Raw genomic sequence first — 17,653 nt, 5'->3', positions numbered from 1 at the left:
GCAGAAGACCCGTTCACTTATTGGCTCACTTATTGGCGGTCAGACGATCATCCAGGAAAGCGTTGACGGATGGACTCGCGATCACCTGGTTATCGCCGTCGGATGTCTTGCGTGTCCAGTGGTTCTTGGACCGTTCGACGACCACCGTGTGCTGCGTGTCGGTGCCGATTAGCATCCGTCGCGTTGACAGAAGCCGGCCGTGCTCGCGAGCCTCACTGCGCGTCGGAGGGCGCATCGCAGTGCACGCCGGGCATAGCCAGAGGTTGGCGTGCGGCTCGCTTACGCAGCCCTTGCAGATGTTGATCCCGCAACTGTCGCATGCAACAGCTTTGTCGAGACACACGGCGCAGGTCGTACCGCCGCAGTAGCTGCAGGACTCGAAGGTTGTGCCGAAGTGGCCCTCTCGGTCGATCGCGCCGGAATCGAACAGGTACCCCGTGCTGGCATTCACTCGCCGGGCCTCCGTCTGCCCGGCGGCTAGGGTGCGTTCGTACAGCCAGTCGTGACCGTCCTCGACGGTGACGAGCTGCTCGACGCGTGCGCCGATCTCCAACTGGTTCCCAGTGGTCGTCGGCTGGAAAGCCTGAGCCAGGTTGATCCGGACCCGATCGGGAAGCTTTGCCAGCTGCGGTGTCCTAACCTCGACCGGCGGGTTCCACGCCACACGCGCAGCCCCCGACACATCGGTACCACCTCTGGGGGCACTATTCAGTGCGCCGATCGGATCTACCGTCACGGAGGACTGCACTGCATTGGTCACGGTGGACAGTCGTACCTGATGCGGGTCAGTGAACACGCTGACCGCGTCAGCATCACCCAAGCCCAGCCACCGAGACAAAGCCGTTGCTGCGGGCGCACTCTCGGATCCGCTAATCGCATACCAGGTAGCCTGATCTCCGATACGGATACCAAGCGCAGTCAGCGATGCCAACTCGACGATCGCGGCCTCGGCCATCGGTGTGCCGTAGCTGATTGCGAGGGCCCGGACCGCGGGGAGCGGCTCCCAGTCGTCGCGGATCCATTGCGGCATGGCCGTTGTTGATGCCCATTCTGCGGTCGATTCCTGGGCTACCGAGTGTTCGACGATGGTTCGGCACAGGCCTTGGGTGGAGACGCCGATGGTGTAGCCGAAGCGTTTCCACGAGATCTCGAGGTTGGAAGGCGGCGTCGTTGGCATGGCCGCGAATTCGCGAGCCAACCGTGGCGGCGTGGCGGGCGTCGGAGTCGGCTCTTGCCTCGACGGCGGAAACTCTGAAGAGATGATGCGGATCAGATCCCCCACGGGGCTATCGAATTCCTGGGTTCCAGTACCCGATGCCTGCAACGCGTCGACCGACCAAACCGGCCGATACGTGCGCTCGGAACTGACGACAAAGCGCATCACGTCGAGGGGAGCTTCGGGTTCGAGGTTTTGCACTTTGGGCACGACCGGGGCGTTCAGGATGCCGCTCGCTGCCAAGGCCAATCGGTCAGCGTTGTCAAGAGTGCCCTTGCCGAATACTTTCCAGGAATCGACAGAGTTGTTGCGGACAATGGCCTGTTCGCAGAGGTCACCGCGCTTGATGAGGACGACATCGGCATCGGTGTCGGAGGCGATACGGAGGTCGACGCCCGACAGGGCCAGCAAGGAGGGAAGCGATGCACGCTGGTCATCGGCAGGGGCATCGAGGCGCGCGCAGGCAGGACATGTGTCCTCAATCCGGCAGTTGCCACACACCGTTCGGTCACACATCGGGCACGCAGTGACTTCGGGATCACGTCCGCAGTCTGCGCATGAATGATCTCCGCACAACACGCAGGCAGTGTCCGACACGGTATACCCGGTAGCGAGGCAACGGCGACAGACCGCAGCGGAGCATCCGGGGCAGTCCGACAGCGCTTGCTGCTCCAGCTCATCGCAGGACGGGCACGCCCAGGAATGACACGAGCGGCACAGCGCCGCGGTGCCGCCCGGGTAGAAGTGGCCATCGCGGCAGACACCGAAGTCGTTATCCGGCAGGCCCAGTGGGCTGCGCGGCTTGCCGTCGAAGGTCCGGTACGTATGGACGGCGGTGCCGTGCCCACGCCACATTTCCTTGACTTCCAACCCGTTGCGCAGTGACGCAGTGAAGGGGCGCTTCGCTTTAGCCAGAAGTGCGGAACTCAATTCTGTCGGTAATGGGTGAGTCGCCTTTGCGAGTGCGCGATTCGGATGGAGTCCGAGTCTGCTCAATGATTCATCGTCAGGTGATTCAAGTTCGAATCCGGGCGCCAAGTCGACAGGTTCCGCGACGGTGTGAATCTCACGTTCGACAAGACTGCACTCGCTCGGCGAAGGGAACGGCTCAGTGATGGACGTTACTTCGTTGCTGCGCTTGCCGAGTCTTCCACCGGGCATCTTGATCGAGTTGAGGTAGTCGAAGCAGGAGATCTCGTAAGCAACGTTCCTGCCATCGGGGTATGCGGCCCATCTATCGGGCCGTGCCTTCCCCTCTGCCGACAAAGAAACAAGAACCGCCTCATTTCGAGCCTGCAGCGAAATTTGTGTCCCATCGAGGACTGCTTGGCCGATTGTTGGACTGTCGAGGGTTGAGTTCGTCCACTGGATCGGTTCGAACTGGCGATCGGCCACGGAGATGCTGCCGTCATCCTCGACCATGGATATCTCTTTGGCGAGACCGTCTGCTTCGAGGTAGATGTCCGTGAAGCTGGAGCGGCGTGTGACCATCACCGTGGGCGGCGCCGGGGGTGGTGCGTCCGACCGGAGTTTGTTCAGCAGCTTCCCTAAACTCATTGCGCGTTCGGACGTTACATTTGCTTCGTCGAGCTTGGGAATGTCGGTGACTGCTGCAGCATCAATGGCCGAGCCCGGCGCCGCCGCGATACTGAACTCTGTCTCAACTGCTGATGTCGAACTGAGCCGCGCACGGGTGCCGTCCTCTGCATCGCGACGCCCAGTGAGCTTGCGTAGCACGAGGCCGCAGTCGAGTGGCAGTCCGTTTCTCAAGGCGTATGACCGCATCCGCTTCCGGTTCGGGTCATCGATGTCCTCGTTGCGGACGACAGTGTGCGCCGATCCGTCCGGCCGGTGCAGTTCAGCAACGCGGTTGCCGACCAGCAGGGTAGCTCCGCCGTTCAAACGCCAACCGATCACGAATTCACTGTCCAACTCAGGCACCCGCTGCGGGGATGCGCACCCGCGGCATAGTCCGCCGCCGGCAGCACGGCAGGCACCACAGCTAGCCAGCCCGCAGACCGGGCAGTCGGCGAACACGGCATCTTCACCGCAGGCCCTGCAGAGCACGTGATCACACGACTCGCACTGCTGCGTCTCCGATTCGTCGACGCAATGCGAGTCCGAGCACAACGCCAGCACCTCGATCGGGTCACCGGACGCATCGCTTTCGACCAGCGGCGGCTCCGGATCCTCCCACTCGTAGGTCAAAGTGGCTTCCGAGTCGTTGGGGCCGGTCCAGGTTTCCTCTACCAGCCAGTCATCTTCATCGAGGGTGAGTGCGAGCATCTTGGCCCGAGCACGCACGTCCGGAACCCGGCTGAGGCGCTTCTCTTCCGAATCCAACGCGCGCTGCAGACGGACACTGTCCTCGTAGGAGGCTTCGTAAATCTGCGCGGTGTATCCGGTACGGATGCGTGTCAGCTCAGCGGCCTGATCGGCTTCCACCTTCTCCGACAGGTCGCGCCGCAGCTTCTCCAATTGACTGGTCGCCGCTTTCTCGAACGCAGCGATCACCTCGGTCGGGGTACCGAATGCCGCGGGAAGGGTTTCGCCGTCCTGCAATGGTCTGCGGGGCAGCCGCACTTCGTGGTGACCGTTGATGTCCGCCGTCAGCAGATGCTCTGTCGTCTCGCTCTCACCCACCGCCGCACGGAACGTTGCCTGCCCGCTCCACGAACCCGAGGGGACAAGACGCCTACGCAACAACGTCACGTTGGCAGCGCGATTGAGCGGGCTGTCACCGATGTCGTCCGGAACCACCGGCACGGTTGCGTGCATATCGCCACGCATGCGAAGCAACCCGAGGATCTCGTCGAACACCGGTGAGCCGACGGCGCACAGCTCGGCATCCGGATGGTGCTCCATGCCGATGCGGTCGAATGCGAGGTGCATCAGCGTGCGGCCGTCGAGTTCCTGTTCGTACTCTTCGTCGAACTGCGCGGTGATGAAAGCCCCATCGCCCTCACCGGTGTCGTGCAGTAACTCCGCGCCAAGGGCTTTGAGGACATTGCGGGTCCAGGTCTGAACTCGACGCTGCCGCATACGTGCGCGTTCACTCACCTCCGGCGCCAGGTCGCTGGATCCCGCCTTGGACAGACCCTTTCGATGCTCGAACGCCGAGGCCATCCAGTTGCTCAGGCCGCTGTCGGCAGCGATGAGTGTGGAGGCGCTTTCGCGAGCCTGTGCCAGCTCAGTGCCGAGTTGGCCCAGAAGGTTCTGCATCTTCTTGTCGTTGTCCGCGAAAAGTGCTTCGAGAATTCGAGTTTCGAAGCTGGCCGACTTCGAATCGTCGAGTTCGCCGAGGATCGTGGTGACCTGGCCGAACAACAGCTCGAACATTCGTAGCTTCTCGGCGAGCAGGCGATACACGCTCTCGTCAATGGTGCCCTGCGCGTACAGATTCGCGATGAACACCTCGTTCTTGGGCTGGGTGAGGCGGTCGACGCGCCCGATCCGCTGTTCGATCCGCATCGGATTCCAGGGCAAGTCGAAGTTGAGCACGCAGTTGCAGAACTGGAGGTTCTGGCCCTCGGCACCCGCGTCGGTCGAGATCATCACTGGTGCCTCGCCTGACCGGAATGCGGCGATCGTGGCCGCGCGTTCCCCGGCAGACATCGACCCGTGGAACGAGCGCGCGGTGATCCCCTCAACCTCCATGCGGCGAAGGAGACCAGTCACGGTGTCGGTGTGCTGGGTAAAGATCAGGACTCGGCCGTGCTCCTTAAGCCACTTGTGGGTGATTTCGACGGCGGTGTTCTCACGTGCGGAATCGTTGATGTCCATCGCGAGGTGGCCGACTTCGGTAAGGACTGCCCGCACCTTGGGGTCGGGATGCCTCTCGGCCATCCTCAGCGCGGTGGTCCCCATCGAGAACGGGCTGGCCGTGAGCCGGAGTGCGAGGCTGCGTCGGCGCATAGTGTCACTGGGGTCGGTCATGACGCTGCGCAGCAGGTTCGTGCAGAGTGCGTAGAGCTCACGCTCGCGGGGCCCGAGCGTCACCGGCACGTCGACGGCGCGGCGGGTGACACGATCGACCCCGGCCTGCGCGCGGGTCGTGCGGATCATCGCGCTGCTGATCAACCGTCGCAGTGCCGCAGGATCATTCGGGGTGCGTGGGTCGTATCCTCGCATGAACTGCCGCTTGAAATCTTGAACAGACGTGAAGGTGCCGGGGCGCAGCAGCTCGACCAGCCGATAGAGCTCGAGCAGATCGTTCTGAACCGGGGTGGCGGTGAGGAACAGGGCATACCGACACGTGGTCGTGAGAGAGGTGATGAACTCGCGGGTTTTCCGGGCACCGGCACCGGCGGCGCGGTGCGCCTCGTCGACGATGACGATGTCCCAGGGTTCCGCGGTCAGCTTCGAAGCTGACCGAAGTCCGAGCTGCAGGCTCATGATCAGCTTGTCCTGCTTATGAACATCGGGGCCGCGGAGGGCTACCTCGAAGTTCAGGTCGAACTTCTGGTGCATTTCCTCGCGCCATTGCTCGCGCAGCGGAGCGGGGCACAGGATGAGCACCCGTTTCGCCAGACCCCGCAGGGTGAGTTCCTTGACCGCCAGGCCGGCTTCGATGGTCTTACCGAGACCGACCTCATCGGCGAGGACAGCGCGACCACGCAGACGCGATAACGCATGTCGGGCGACGGCCTCCTGGTGAGGCATACGGTCGACGTTGGCGACGTCGACGGCCAGCAGTTCCTCGAAATCATCTAGCGTGGCAAGTTCTTCACCTTGCAGCCGCAGCTCGACCAACTCGAGGTCGTCGAAGCCTGCGGCCTTGAGTTGGTCACTGAGCAGGACCCGTGCGTCCCTGAGGAAGCCGATCGCTCTGCCGCCGCCGGCTGACCAGTCGTACTCGTTGTCTGCGTGGAATTGACGATCAACTGTCCGGCGTCGCGCAACCTTCGCCGCCACCGTTTTGTTCTGAATCGGAGTAGCCGGTGGCGGCGTGTGGATGGTGAGCATTGGTGAGCCTGGTGGCAACAGTTGCAGCCGATAGACGTCGCCGACCAGGCGTAGACGCAGCAGGCCACCATCTTGGCCGTAGTCCTGACCGCGCTCACTGAATTTCCCCACTTACGCTCATCGAAATTCCCCACCCGTGTGGCTCCGCCGAGAAGGGCGGGCCTCCCTCGAAGCTGCTGGTGTCTGACGCCAGTTGCTCCATCGAAGGAGGCCCGCTTTCTCATGCTCACATGGGAGGACGACTTGGAAGTACATGCCCTACGCAAACGTGGTTGGTCGATCTCGGCGATCGCCCGCCACACCGGCTTCGATCGCAAAACGGTCCGCAAGTACCTCGACGGTGACGGGAGCCGGGGTCGGGCTCGCCGCGGCCCGGACCCGTTCGAGCCGTTCGTCGACTACGTCACCGCCCGCCTGGTCGAGGACCCGCATCTATGGGCCCGCACCCTCTACGACGAGCTCGAGGATCTCGGGTTCGCGCTGTCGTATCAAAGCCTGACCCGCAACATCCGAGCCCGCAATCTGCGCCCGGTGTGTGAGGCGTGCCGCTCGGTCACCCAGCGTCCGAACGCGGTGATCCCGCACGAGCCCGGTGATGAAACCCAATGGGATTGGCTGGATTTGCCCGATCCGCCCGAGTTCTGGGGGTGGGGCAAGACCGCGCACCTGCTGGTGGGCTCGCTGGCTCATTCGGCCAAATGGCGAGGGTCGTTGTCGCCCTCGCAGGACCAACCGCATCTGGTCTCCGGCCTTGACCGCGTGACCCGCGGCTTGGGTGGGTGCACACGGGTGTGGCGGTTTGACCGGATGGCCACAGTCTGCGACCCCGGCAGCGGCCGGGTGACCGCCTCGTTCGCCGGGGTGGCCAAGCACTACGGGGTTTCGGTGGCGATCTGCCCGCCGCGGCGGCAACCGCAAAGGTGTGGTGGAAAAGGCCAACCACACTGCCGCGCAACGCTGGTGGCGCACTCTGGCCGACGACATGACCGTCGAGGCGGCCCAAGCCAGCCTGGACCGCTTCGCCCAAGTGCGTGGCGATACCCGGCTACGGGCCACCGCCGACGGCCGGTCCTCGGTCGCCGCGGTGGCCAAGACCGAACCGCTGGCTCCGGTGCCGGCGGTGCCGTATCCGATGATCGTTTCCGAGACCCGCACCGCGTCGCGCCAAGCGTTGGTGTCCTACCGCGGCAACCGCTACTCGGTGCCCCCGGAACTGGCCGCCGCCCAGGTGGTGGTGTCACATCCAGTCGGCGGCGAGTTCTGCGATATCGCCACCGCCAGCGGGATCGTGATCGCCCGGCATCGGATGGCCGCTGACGGGCTCGGGTGATGGTGCGTGACAGCGGCCATGTCATCGCGTTGGACAGCGCCGCGATGGCCACCTCCATGACCGGGCGCCCGCACCGCCGCAAGGAACGCATCCCACCCGGGCCGGCAGCTAAAGCCGCTGCCGCGCAACTGCTTCAGCAGCACGACACCGCTAAAGGTATTGACCAATCCCGCACTCCGTCCACCGATTCCACCGTGATCGATCTGTCCGCCTACGAGCGGGCCGCCCAGAAAAGGACCATTCAGTGACCCCTACCGGCCGCACCCCGAAGACCACCACCACGACCATCGCCGAGGAATCGCCCTCAGCAGCGGCGAGCCGCTACCAGCAGCTGCGCTCGCACCTGGCCGAACTCAAACTGGCTGCCGCCGCCGAAGCCCTCCCCGCGGTCTTGGACCAGGCCAGCGCCGAAGGGCTCTCGCTCACCGCCGCCCTGGAAAGGCTGCTGGCCGTCGAAGTGGAAGCCTCCACCGCCCGCCGGCTCGCCGGGAGACTGCGGTTCGCCTGCCTGCCCACCCCGGCCACCCTCGACGACTTCAACGTCGATGCCGCCGCCGGGATCGACCGCAACCTCATCGACGAGCTGGGCACCTGCCGCTACCTCGAATCGGCGACCAACATCCTGCTCATCGGCCCACCAGGCACCGGCAAAACCCACTTATCCGTGGGATTGGCCAGGGCCGCCGCCTATGCCGGCTACCGCACCTACTTCACCACCGCCGCGGATCTCGCGGCCCGCTGCCATCGCGCCGCGATCGAAGGCCGCTGGGCTACCACTATGCGTTTCTACGCCGGGCCGACGCTGCTCGTAATCGACGAACTCGGCTATCTACCATTACCGGCAGAGGCGGCCTCGGCACTGTTTCAGGTTGTCTCCCAACGCTATCTGAAAACCAGCATCGTCATCACCACCAACCGTGGAGTGGGCGCCTGGGGCGAAATCCTCGGAGACACCACCGTCGCAGCCGCCATGCTCGACCGCTTACTGCACCGCTCGATAGTCATCAACCTCGACGGCGAGTCCTACCGCCTGCGTGACCACCAAGCCGCCGCCGAAACCCTGCGCCGAACCACCACCGGCAACCGCCAACAACTACACTGATCGCTGCTCACAGGTGAGGAATTTCGGCGAGCACACCTGAGGACTTCCGATGAGCGCGATCAGTCCTGCATCCGTTCGGTCAGCATGTCCCCGGTCAGCTGTCGGCTCTTGCCGCTCCATTGGGCGTGAAAGGTCTCACTGTCCAGTTCGAGGGCGAGTGTGGTGCTGTGCGCGGGCAGAGTGAGTGCCTCACGTTCGCGTTCGGTGAGTGAGAGCTCGCCCGTTTCGAGGAGCTGGTGGGTGATCCGCTTCTCAAGCATCCTGTGTCACCGTAATTCCGAGTGTTTGCGCGCCGCGTGGCGTGAGGGCGAGGCTCTGGTAGGACGTGCGGGTGGACTCCCGTTCCGCGGTGCGCCGGTCGATCAATCCATCGGTGAGGAGCTTCTCCACTGCTGTATTCCAACGTTTCTCGCCGTTGCGCACGTGGCGCAGAGCTCCGAACTGCGGGCAACTCAGGACACCCGCGCCGAGCGGTTTGCCCTCGCCTAGCGATTCCTGACCCAGTACTGCGGCACGCAGGCTGGCCTCGCCGTAAGCACCCTTCTTGAAGGCCGATGCCCACCCCACAGCCTGCAAGACGGTCAGCTCGGCGTTCACGAGCAGTTCCGGGTCGGGGACCATGTGGTCGGGCAGCGCTGCCCACGGTGGGGGCTCGTCGTTGCACCGGTCGCACGCGACGATGTCCCGGCTGGCACAGTCGGCGACGCTGTCACCGAAATGCTGCCCGATGGCCCTCCGACGGCACGACGCGGCTTGTTCGGCGTACTCGATCATCGCCTGCAGGCGGCGTTGCTGCCAATGCTTCCATCGGGTGGACTCGCGTTCCAGCGTATGTCGCGGTGCGGCGCGGGACAGCAGACGGACCCGGCGTAGCCGGCGAGAGCTGGAGAAGGTGACGAACCGGTCCAGGGACCAGTCGATCAGCTTCTGTTCCAGCTGATCTGGGTCGTAGCCACGTTCATCGCGGAGCTGGTGGAAGTCGATCTGGACGCGGACGTTGGGGCGGGCGCGGTTCGCCTTGTAGAACAACTCCCGGAACAGGCGTCGTTCGACCTCGTCGGTGGGCTCGCGGAAGCCGACGTCGACGGTGCCGCGGGCTGAGCAGTCCAGGCCAAGTTTCAGCGCTCCAACTCGTTCGAGTTGGGCCAGGTGCACATTGACCTCGTCGTCGTCGATGCCGAGTTTGTCGGCCAATTCGTCGACGTCGAAGACTCGGCTGTCACCGCGCTCAGGGCACGTCCACAGCAACGTCAGTAGCTGCTGGGTGATCTGTGCGTCGGCCTTCGATTCATGCCCGCTGATCAGCCGGCGACGACGGGCGATATCGCCACGGGTATAGAAAAGAACACAGTCACCGGTGACGTCCGGCGCACGTGCGGCACGGCCGGCTTCCTGGGCGTATCCGTCCAGGGAGTCCGGGAGGTCGTAGTGGACCACCCACGCGATATTGGGTTTGTTGATGCCCATGCCGAAAGCCTTGGTGGCCACGATGATCCGGGTGGTATCGGAGTCGAAGTCTTCTTGGACCGCATCGCGCTGTTCGGGGACCATGCCGGCGTGGTAGGCCCGGGCGGCATGACCTGCACGACGCAGCATGGCAGCGATCTCCTCGGCGAGTGCACGCTTGGTCACGTACACGATGCCGGCCTTGTCTTCGGACCAGGTCACGAAGCGGAGGAGCTCGCGGACCCGATCGCGTTCGTCGGCGCATCGGTGGACGCGGAAACGCAGGTTGGGGCGGTCGCTGGGCTCCCGCACGAGGGTCGGGTCGAGCATGTCCATCGCCCCGATGATGTCGGTCTCCACTTCGGGTGTGGCCGTCGCGGTGAATCCTGCGCGGGGCGGTCGGGTGTCGAAGGTCGCCACCGATGCGGGTACCTGGCGGAATTCGGGACGGAAGTCGTGCCCCCACACCGACACGCAGTGTGCCTCGTCGACTACGACGCGGTTGAGCTGTTGACGCCCCAATGCGCCGCGCAGCACCGGGTCTCGGGCCAGTCGCTCTGGAGAGACGTACAGCAGCCGGACCTGGCCATTGGCGGTGTCGCGAAGGATTTCTGTCTGTATCACTCGGGATGTGTTGCCGGTGATGCCCTGGACCGGACGGATGCCGCGGCGGCCGCGCAGATCGTTGACCTGATCTTTGATGAGCGCGATAAGTGGTGAGACGACAACGGTGGCCCGTGCCTGGGGAGCGAGCAGCGCGGGCAGCTGAAAGCACAGTGACTTTCCGAACCCGGTGGGGAGCACGGCCATCACGTCACGGCCCTCGATGATCGCGCGCATCACTTCGAGCTGTTTGGGGTGCAGGTTGGCAATGCCGAACAGTTTCTCGGCGGCTTCGATGAGTTTCGCAGTCGGATCCTCGCCCTCGATGAGGCGCAGATTTTCCAGCAGCTGGCTGACGTCGTCTCGGCCAAAGGAGATGGCCGCGGTGAGATCGGGTGCTGTGCCGGTGGCGAATTCGATAGCCGTCGTCCATGCGTCGTCACGGTCGACGGCCTCGTGGATTGCCGGACCGGGCAGGGACCCCAGCAATACCCGCTGCGCCTGAGTCGGTGAGTGCAGCCGGCGGTCGCAGATCAGCGCGGCGCCGATATCGCTCTCGGAGCGAATGAGCCGGCCGAAGCCCTGGGTGAACTGCATGGCGGTCATCGGCAGGACGTATTCGAGGAACGGATCACCTCCGCGTTCGGCGATGGCGCGTTGGCGTGCAGAGACCAACGGATCGTCGGGGTGCGGATACGGTGGCTTCTCGATGAACAGATAGGACAGTGTTTCGCCGGGGGCGTCGAAACCCTCCCAGTACGACTTGAGGCCGTAGAGCACGGTCCCGGGTTCCGCGTTGAACCGATGCGATATCTGTGACCGGCCGTGTTCACCCTGGACGAGCAGTTCGACGCCGCGTTCGGCGAGTTCGGCCGCTTTGGCGCGGACCCCGTCGGCAACGATCTCCATACGGGTCCGCGCGGCGAACAGCGTCAGCGTCTTCCCTCCGGACAGGGACAGGAACCCGGCCTGATCGGCGGCCATCTCTTCGCAGAACTCGCGTTCATTGACCGGGATCGGGATCGGTAAGTGGTTGGTGAGCACCACCTTCGACTGTTTTGCATAGTCGAACGGGGACCGCAGCTGAAGTCCACGGAAGGTGCCATCCGCAGGTGCGCCGTCGATTGTGATTCCGAGTCGTGAGCTCAGGTAGTCGAAGCGCTTTTCCACGGTGAGCGTTGCCGAGCACAACACCGTGGAGTGCATCCTGTCGACCACATACTGCTGGAACTCGGGGAACACGTGGATTGGCAGGCGCTCAAACGCCCAGGCGTCCGGATCGTCCTCCTCGGCGGCGAGCCGGTACACCCAGAGGTGGCTGTCCGGGAGCGGTCCTAGTGTTTCGAGGATCGTGATGGCATTTTCGATCCGCTCGACGTGCCCGTTGAGGCGGCGTCGCGCGGATCCGACTCCCTTGACGTCGCTGAGCGACCTATCGAGCGTGGAGACCACTTTCGACAGTTGGATCAGGGCGTAGCGCAGTGCGGACGCCGATTGACGCAGTACCCGAAATTCTGGTCGGGCGTTGACGATTCCGTACTGCAGTACGGCCGCGTGCGCTCGGCCGCCGTACTCATGGAGATATGTGGATACGGCTTGAGTGAACTCGGTTCCGGCCGCGCGAATCACGCTGCAGCTGTTGGCGATATCGTTACTGGCCTGCTTCACCTCGGGATTGCCGCCCGCCCGGTCCCGGATATCGCGCATCATCCGGGCCCGCGGGTTAAGGGAGTTGACGACGATCTCGAGCTCGATGGCGTCAACGCGACCGGTCCATGCGGAGGTCAGCGAATCTTCGAGGGCATGCGCCTCGTCGAACACGACGTCGGCTCGGCGATCGGCGAGGATGTCGCCGGGCGCCTGTTTGGCGGTGACCCAGGCCGCCATGAGGGCGTGGTTCACCGACACCACGCCGGGGGTGGTGGCGAGGCCCTCACTTTGCTGCACCACCGGGCAGATCTTGGCCCAGGTGCAGCTGGCACGGTCGCAGCCCGCCGCGTTGGTGCGCAGGCGCGCGCGGGTACGGGCGTACCGCGCGTCGGCGCGTTTGAGGACGTCGTCGGTGACGTCATCCCAGGTGCCCGTGGGGGATTGGGCTATGGCGCGGAAGGCGACAGCCAGGGCGAGGCCGGCGGTCTCACGATCGGACACGGCGTCTTCGAGTTCCCGTGCGCATACGTAGTTGGCGACGCCTTGCAGTTGCCGGAACGGCGCGCCGAGGAGTCCCTCCTGCTGCAGGCGGGCGGCCTCGGCTCGTAACTGACCTTGCAGCGCTTTTGTTGCAGTCGCAATGATTACGGGTTGGCGGGGGCGTGAGGCGCGGGCGAGGGCCGGCAGCATGTAGGCCAGTGACTTACCGGTGCCGGTGGGGGCCTCGACCGCCAGGTTGCCCCCGCGGTCGAACACCTCGGCCACCGCGTACGCCATTTCCTGCTGCGCGGGCCGTTCGCGGAGATTGCGGCGCTCGCGGAGCACGGGGAAGGTGTCGCGGGTACCCGACCACGCATCGGAGGCGGTGGGGCCTTTCGGCTGGAGGAGGGGGTCGGGTTCCCTGTGCAGAGCGGACAAGTCGGGCGGGCCCGACAGCGATGGCAGCAGTAACGCGAGCGGGTTGCGGTGGGATTCGAGGATGGCGATCGTGAGCGGCCAGCTGGGTTCTGACATGTCGATGTCGGACAGCAGCGCGCGGATGACAGCCGCGGTTGCCGTCGCGTCCGCGTCGGCCCGATGCGCTTCGTCGTTGGTGACGCCGTAGCGCAGCGTGAGGTCGGCGAGTTGGCGGTTGGGCATCGCCACATCGACCAGAAGCGAGAGGTGAAGACTGTCGGCACTCGGCGGGAACTGAGGGACAGCGAGCCCCTGACGTTTCGCGGCTTGTACGAGGAACGGTAGATCGAAGGCGAGCAGGTTGTGCCCGATCAGCAGGTCGACGTTTGGCAACCGGGTGGACAGGGTGTCGAGGGCCTGCGACAGCGCCACGGTGTCGGGGCTGGCCCCGCTGTCCGGCACCGCCACCTTGATATCCATCAGGGTGGTGCCGTCCAGTCGAACCAGAGCGATCTCGGTGACGAAGTCCGCGGCTCGGTTGAGACCGGTGGTCTCGATATCCAACACCGCCACCCGGTCCAGCGGAACCCGTGCGGTCTGTGGGGAGTACCAGTGCTCGAGGTCGGGGGTATCGCGGGTTTCGACCGCGTTCGTGTACGCGACCGCGACACAGAGCAACCCGTCGTCCGTGACGGCGAAGCGGTGAGGGAACCGATCGGGCCACTGCTGGAGCCGCTCCAGCGGCTGAGCGAATCCCTCCTGGCGGAGTTTTTCCCTGAGGTCGGGCGCTGACAGCGGTCCGTGCTCAGCGAGGAGGCGATGTGCTGTCTCGGCGGCCGGCGGTAGGGCGCGGTTGGGTGCGCTCATCAACGCACCGACGACGCGCGGGGCCGATGGCACAGGTCACCAGACCACGCTGTCCTCGCTGCACCGATCACCGAGCTACGCCCCCCTGAAAAGCCCCGTTCGCGTCAATATAGCGCGAATGGGCAGACGATACTTAGCATGTACGACAAGCTGACCTCGGAATCCTCCGCCTCTGTTGATCAGGGCAGGTCGGAAAGCTTAGTCCCCGGTAGGCGGCCCCGGGGTGCCATTCAGCAAACATGCGAGTAAGCGTTCGTCTGCTGGGTTGCGGGCCGATACGGCTCCGAAACACTCAGAGTGGCGTGCGCGGAGTTGTCGCCGGACCGCGTTAGCCTCCCCGCGTGGAGACTGGACTGTACGAATCAGTGCTCACCTCGCGGCTGCAGTCAGCGCTTGTCGACACATCAGGGTTGCACACCGAGCTCAGCACAGTCGACGACGCTGAGCAGGCGCTCGTCCTTGCCCGCCACCTGAGCCCGCTGATCGAGCGGCAGCTGCGCGCCGCACGGGGAGCCGAAGAGCGTGCCCACCTCACCCGGAAGATCCTGGCGGCGCTTGGTGACCCCGATGCGCTCCGGGATGTGCCGTATCAGGACGAGCCGACGAAGATTCGCCGCCTGGACGCCGTGACTGTTGATGCGCTGGGCTCGGTGCGGCCACCCCGGCCGGCCACGCCGCTGTCGGATGCCGCACTGATGACCAACGCCCGCAACGAGCCGACCCTCGCCGCGGAGCTGCGTGCGGAACTGGCGAGTGCCGACCACGTGGACCTGCTGTGTGCATTCGTGAAATGGCATGGCCTGCGGCTGCTTGAACGGGAGCTCACCGACCTGCACGAACGCGGGGTGCCCCTGCGTGTCATCACCACGACCTATCTCGGTGCCACCGATGCCCGGGCGCTCGATGCCCTGGTGAATGAGTTCGGCGCCGAAGTGCGCATCACCTACGACACCAACATGACACGTCTGCACGCCAAGGCGTGGCTGTTGCGGCGCAATACCGGCTTTCACACCGCCTACGTCGGCTCTTCCAACCTGTCGCATGCTGCGCTGGTGGACGGCTTGGAGTGGAACGTGCGACTGTCAGCCGTCGCGACACCGCACCTGTTGGAGAAGTTCCGCACCACCTTTGACTCCTACTGGGAAAACCGAGAATTCGAGACTTACCGGCCGGACGAGGATGGCGCGAGGCTGCGCAACGCACTGGAGATCGCCTCGGGGAAGAAGGAACGGGACCCGTTGGCGATCACGCTGTCGGGCTTGGAAGTCACCCCGAAGCCATACCAGGCAGAACTGCTGGAACAGCTCGACGCCGAGCGAACGCTGCATGACCGCCACCGCAACCTGATTGTCGCGGCAACCGGCACCGGCAAGACGGTGATCGCCGCCTTGGATTACCGCCAGCTGGCCCGTGAAGTGCACAGGCGGGACCTCACGTTGCTGTTCGTGGCACACCGCAAAGAAATCCTGACGCAGTCCCGGCGGATGTATCAGGAAGTCCTCACCGACCCCACCTTTGGTGAACTGCTCGTCGGCGGGGAGCAGCCCACGAAATGGCGCCACGTCTTCGCCAGCATCCAATCACTTACGGCCGACCGCCTTTCCACCATCAGTACCGATCACTTTGATGTCGTGGTCATCGACGAGTTCCACCATGCCCAGGCGGCGTCTTACCGAAGGTTGCTCGACCATATTGAGCCCGTGGAACTTTTGGGGCTGACCGCCACACCCGAACGTGGCGACGGGATCGACGTCCGCGCGTTCTTTGACGGTCGCGTCGCCGCGGAGTTGAGGCTGTGGGATGCCTTGGAACAGAACCTTCTTTGTCCGTTCCACTACTTCGGGGTGTACGACGGCACTGATCTGGAACGGCTGCAGTGGCGCCGCGGTGGGTATGACCTCGCCGGACTGAGCGAGGTCTATACCGCTAGCGATGCGCGCACACGGATTGTGCTGGATCAGCTCCGAGACAAGATCGCTGATGTCGGCGCCATGCGCGCCCTCGGATTCTGTGTCAGCGTCGAGCACGCCCGGTATATGGCGGACAAGTTTGTCGCCGCGGGCATCCCGGCGCGCGCGGTTGTGGGTCTCGACGACAGCGCGGAGCGTCGAGAAGCGCTGGCGGCGTTAAGCAACCGCGACATCAACGTGCTCTTCACTGTCGACCTGTTCAACGAGGGTCTAGATATCCCGTTGGTGGACACCGTGCTGTTTCTTCGGCCCACCGAGAGCGCGACCGTCTTCCTGCAACAGCTTGGTCGTGGATTGCGGCTAGCGCCGGGCAAGTCGGTGCTGACGGCGCTGGACTTCGTGGGGCATCAGCGCAAAGAGTTCCGGTTCGACCAGCGGTTCCGTGCATTAACCGGGCTCGGGCGTAAACGGCTTGAAAAAGAGATCGAGCAGGGTTTTCCGTTCCTGCCGTCCGGTAGCCAGATTGTGCTGGACGACGTCGCCCAACGGATCGTGTTGGAGAACGTCCGACAGCAGGTCGCCCCGAAGAAGGCGACTTTGGTTTCGGAGATTCGGGCGCATCCTGACAACGGGCTAGGCTCGTATCTGCAGGAGTCCGGGCGCGCTCTGGAGGACATTCTGCGCACCGATCGGTCATGGACCACGCTGTGCCGCGATGCCGGAAAGCTGGGGCCTCGGCCCGATCCGCGGGAGTCCGAACTGGTGAAGCGAGTCAAGGCCCTCGCGCATGTAGATGACCACCGGCGGGCGCAGGCGTATCGCGCTTTGCTGGCCGGTGGTGCCGTGACCGCGCAGCGGCTGGCAGACATGCTGTTCTACTCGCTGTACCCCAACGGTGGGGAATTCGACAGTGTTTCAGCGGGACTCGACATCCTCCGCGGGGAAGAGGTCGCGGCGGAGATGGGTCAGGTTGTCGATATTGCCTTCGACGCTGCGCACCGCAGCACCTACGCGCTGGGCGAGCTGATCCCGGAATTGGCCGATGTGCCGCTGGCGCTGCACGCTACCTACTCACGCGAAGAGATCCTTGCCGGGCTCGGTTGGGTGTCGCAGAAGCGGACGCCTTCCACCATGCGGGAGGGGGTGGCCTGGTGTCCGGCGGTCAATGCCGACGCATTCCTCATCACGCTGAAGAAAACCGACACCGACTACTCGCCCACGACGATGTACCGCGACTTCGCGCTGAGCCCGGACCTGTTCCACTGGGAGTCGCAGTCGACCACGTCGGCGGCATCGCCGACCGGTCAGCGGTACATCCACCATCGTGGGCGTGGCTCGCACATCCTGCTGTTTGTGCGAGAGGCAAAGACCAACGCGCTCGGTGCGGCGCCGTACATCTTCCTCGGGCCGGCGGACTACGTCTCGCATGAGGGGGACCGGCCGATGGCGATTACGTGGCGGTTACGGCATTCGATGCCGGCGGAGGTGTATCTGGGGGCACGGGCGGCGGTGGCGTAGCGGAAGAGAGATCAGGGGAGGGGGCAGGACATCGAGGGTGCTGGTTGATGTGGCTGTGCTACTGAATCGCGGTTTCGATTCAAAACGTTGATGACGGGCGTTGCAGATCGTGGCGGGCCGGGGTGCCCCGACGGCCACTCACGAGGCCT

Annotated in this window: 5 protein-coding genes and 1 pseudogene; 3 read left to right on the top strand and 3 right to left on the bottom strand. The window is 64.5% G+C overall.

Annotation, left to right across the window (positions count from 1 at the left end):
* Positions 1–25 precede the first annotated feature (25 nt).
* Positions 26–6,292, bottom strand: a complete 6,267-nt coding sequence (locus NTM_RS02480) for an SNF2-related protein (protein ID WP_163765352.1) — start codon at positions 6,290–6,292, stop codon at positions 26–28.
* Positions 6,293–6,403: 111 nt separating this feature from the next.
* Between NTM_RS02480 and NTM_RS02475 the strand changes: the two are divergent.
* Positions 6,404–7,759, top strand: a pseudogene (locus NTM_RS02475) (IS21/IS408/IS1162 family transposase).
* Complete coding sequence (gene istB, locus NTM_RS02470) at positions 7,756–8,613, top strand: IS21-like element helper ATPase IstB (protein ID WP_163765351.1); 858 nt, start codon at positions 7,756–7,758, stop codon at positions 8,611–8,613. The pseudogene NTM_RS02475 and the gene istB overlap by 4 nt, the downstream one beginning before the upstream one ends.
* 59 nt (positions 8,614–8,672) lie before the next feature.
* On the opposite strand, the gene NTM_RS02465 is transcribed toward istB, so the two are convergent.
* Positions 8,673–8,873 (bottom strand): hypothetical protein, encoded by a 201-nt coding sequence (locus NTM_RS02465; protein ID WP_163765350.1) that lies wholly within the window; start codon positions 8,871–8,873, stop codon positions 8,673–8,675.
* Complete coding sequence (locus NTM_RS02460; protein ID WP_163765349.1) at positions 8,866–14,076, bottom strand: RecQ family ATP-dependent DNA helicase; 5,211 nt, start codon at positions 14,074–14,076, stop codon at positions 8,866–8,868. Before NTM_RS02460 ends, NTM_RS02465 begins: the two co-directional genes overlap by 8 nt.
* A gap of 341 nt (positions 14,077–14,417) precedes the next feature.
* Between NTM_RS02460 and NTM_RS02455 the strand changes: the two genes are divergently transcribed.
* Complete coding sequence (locus NTM_RS02455) at positions 14,418–17,504, top strand: DEAD/DEAH box helicase (protein ID WP_163765348.1); 3,087 nt, start codon at positions 14,418–14,420, stop codon at positions 17,502–17,504.
* Positions 17,505–17,653: the final 149 nt, after the last annotated feature.

It is taken from the genome of Mycolicibacterium parafortuitum (genome assembly GCF_010725485.1).
Classification (GTDB): Bacteria; Actinomycetota; Actinomycetes; order Mycobacteriales; family Mycobacteriaceae; genus Mycobacterium.
This window is presented reverse-complemented; position numbering and strand designations above follow the sequence as displayed.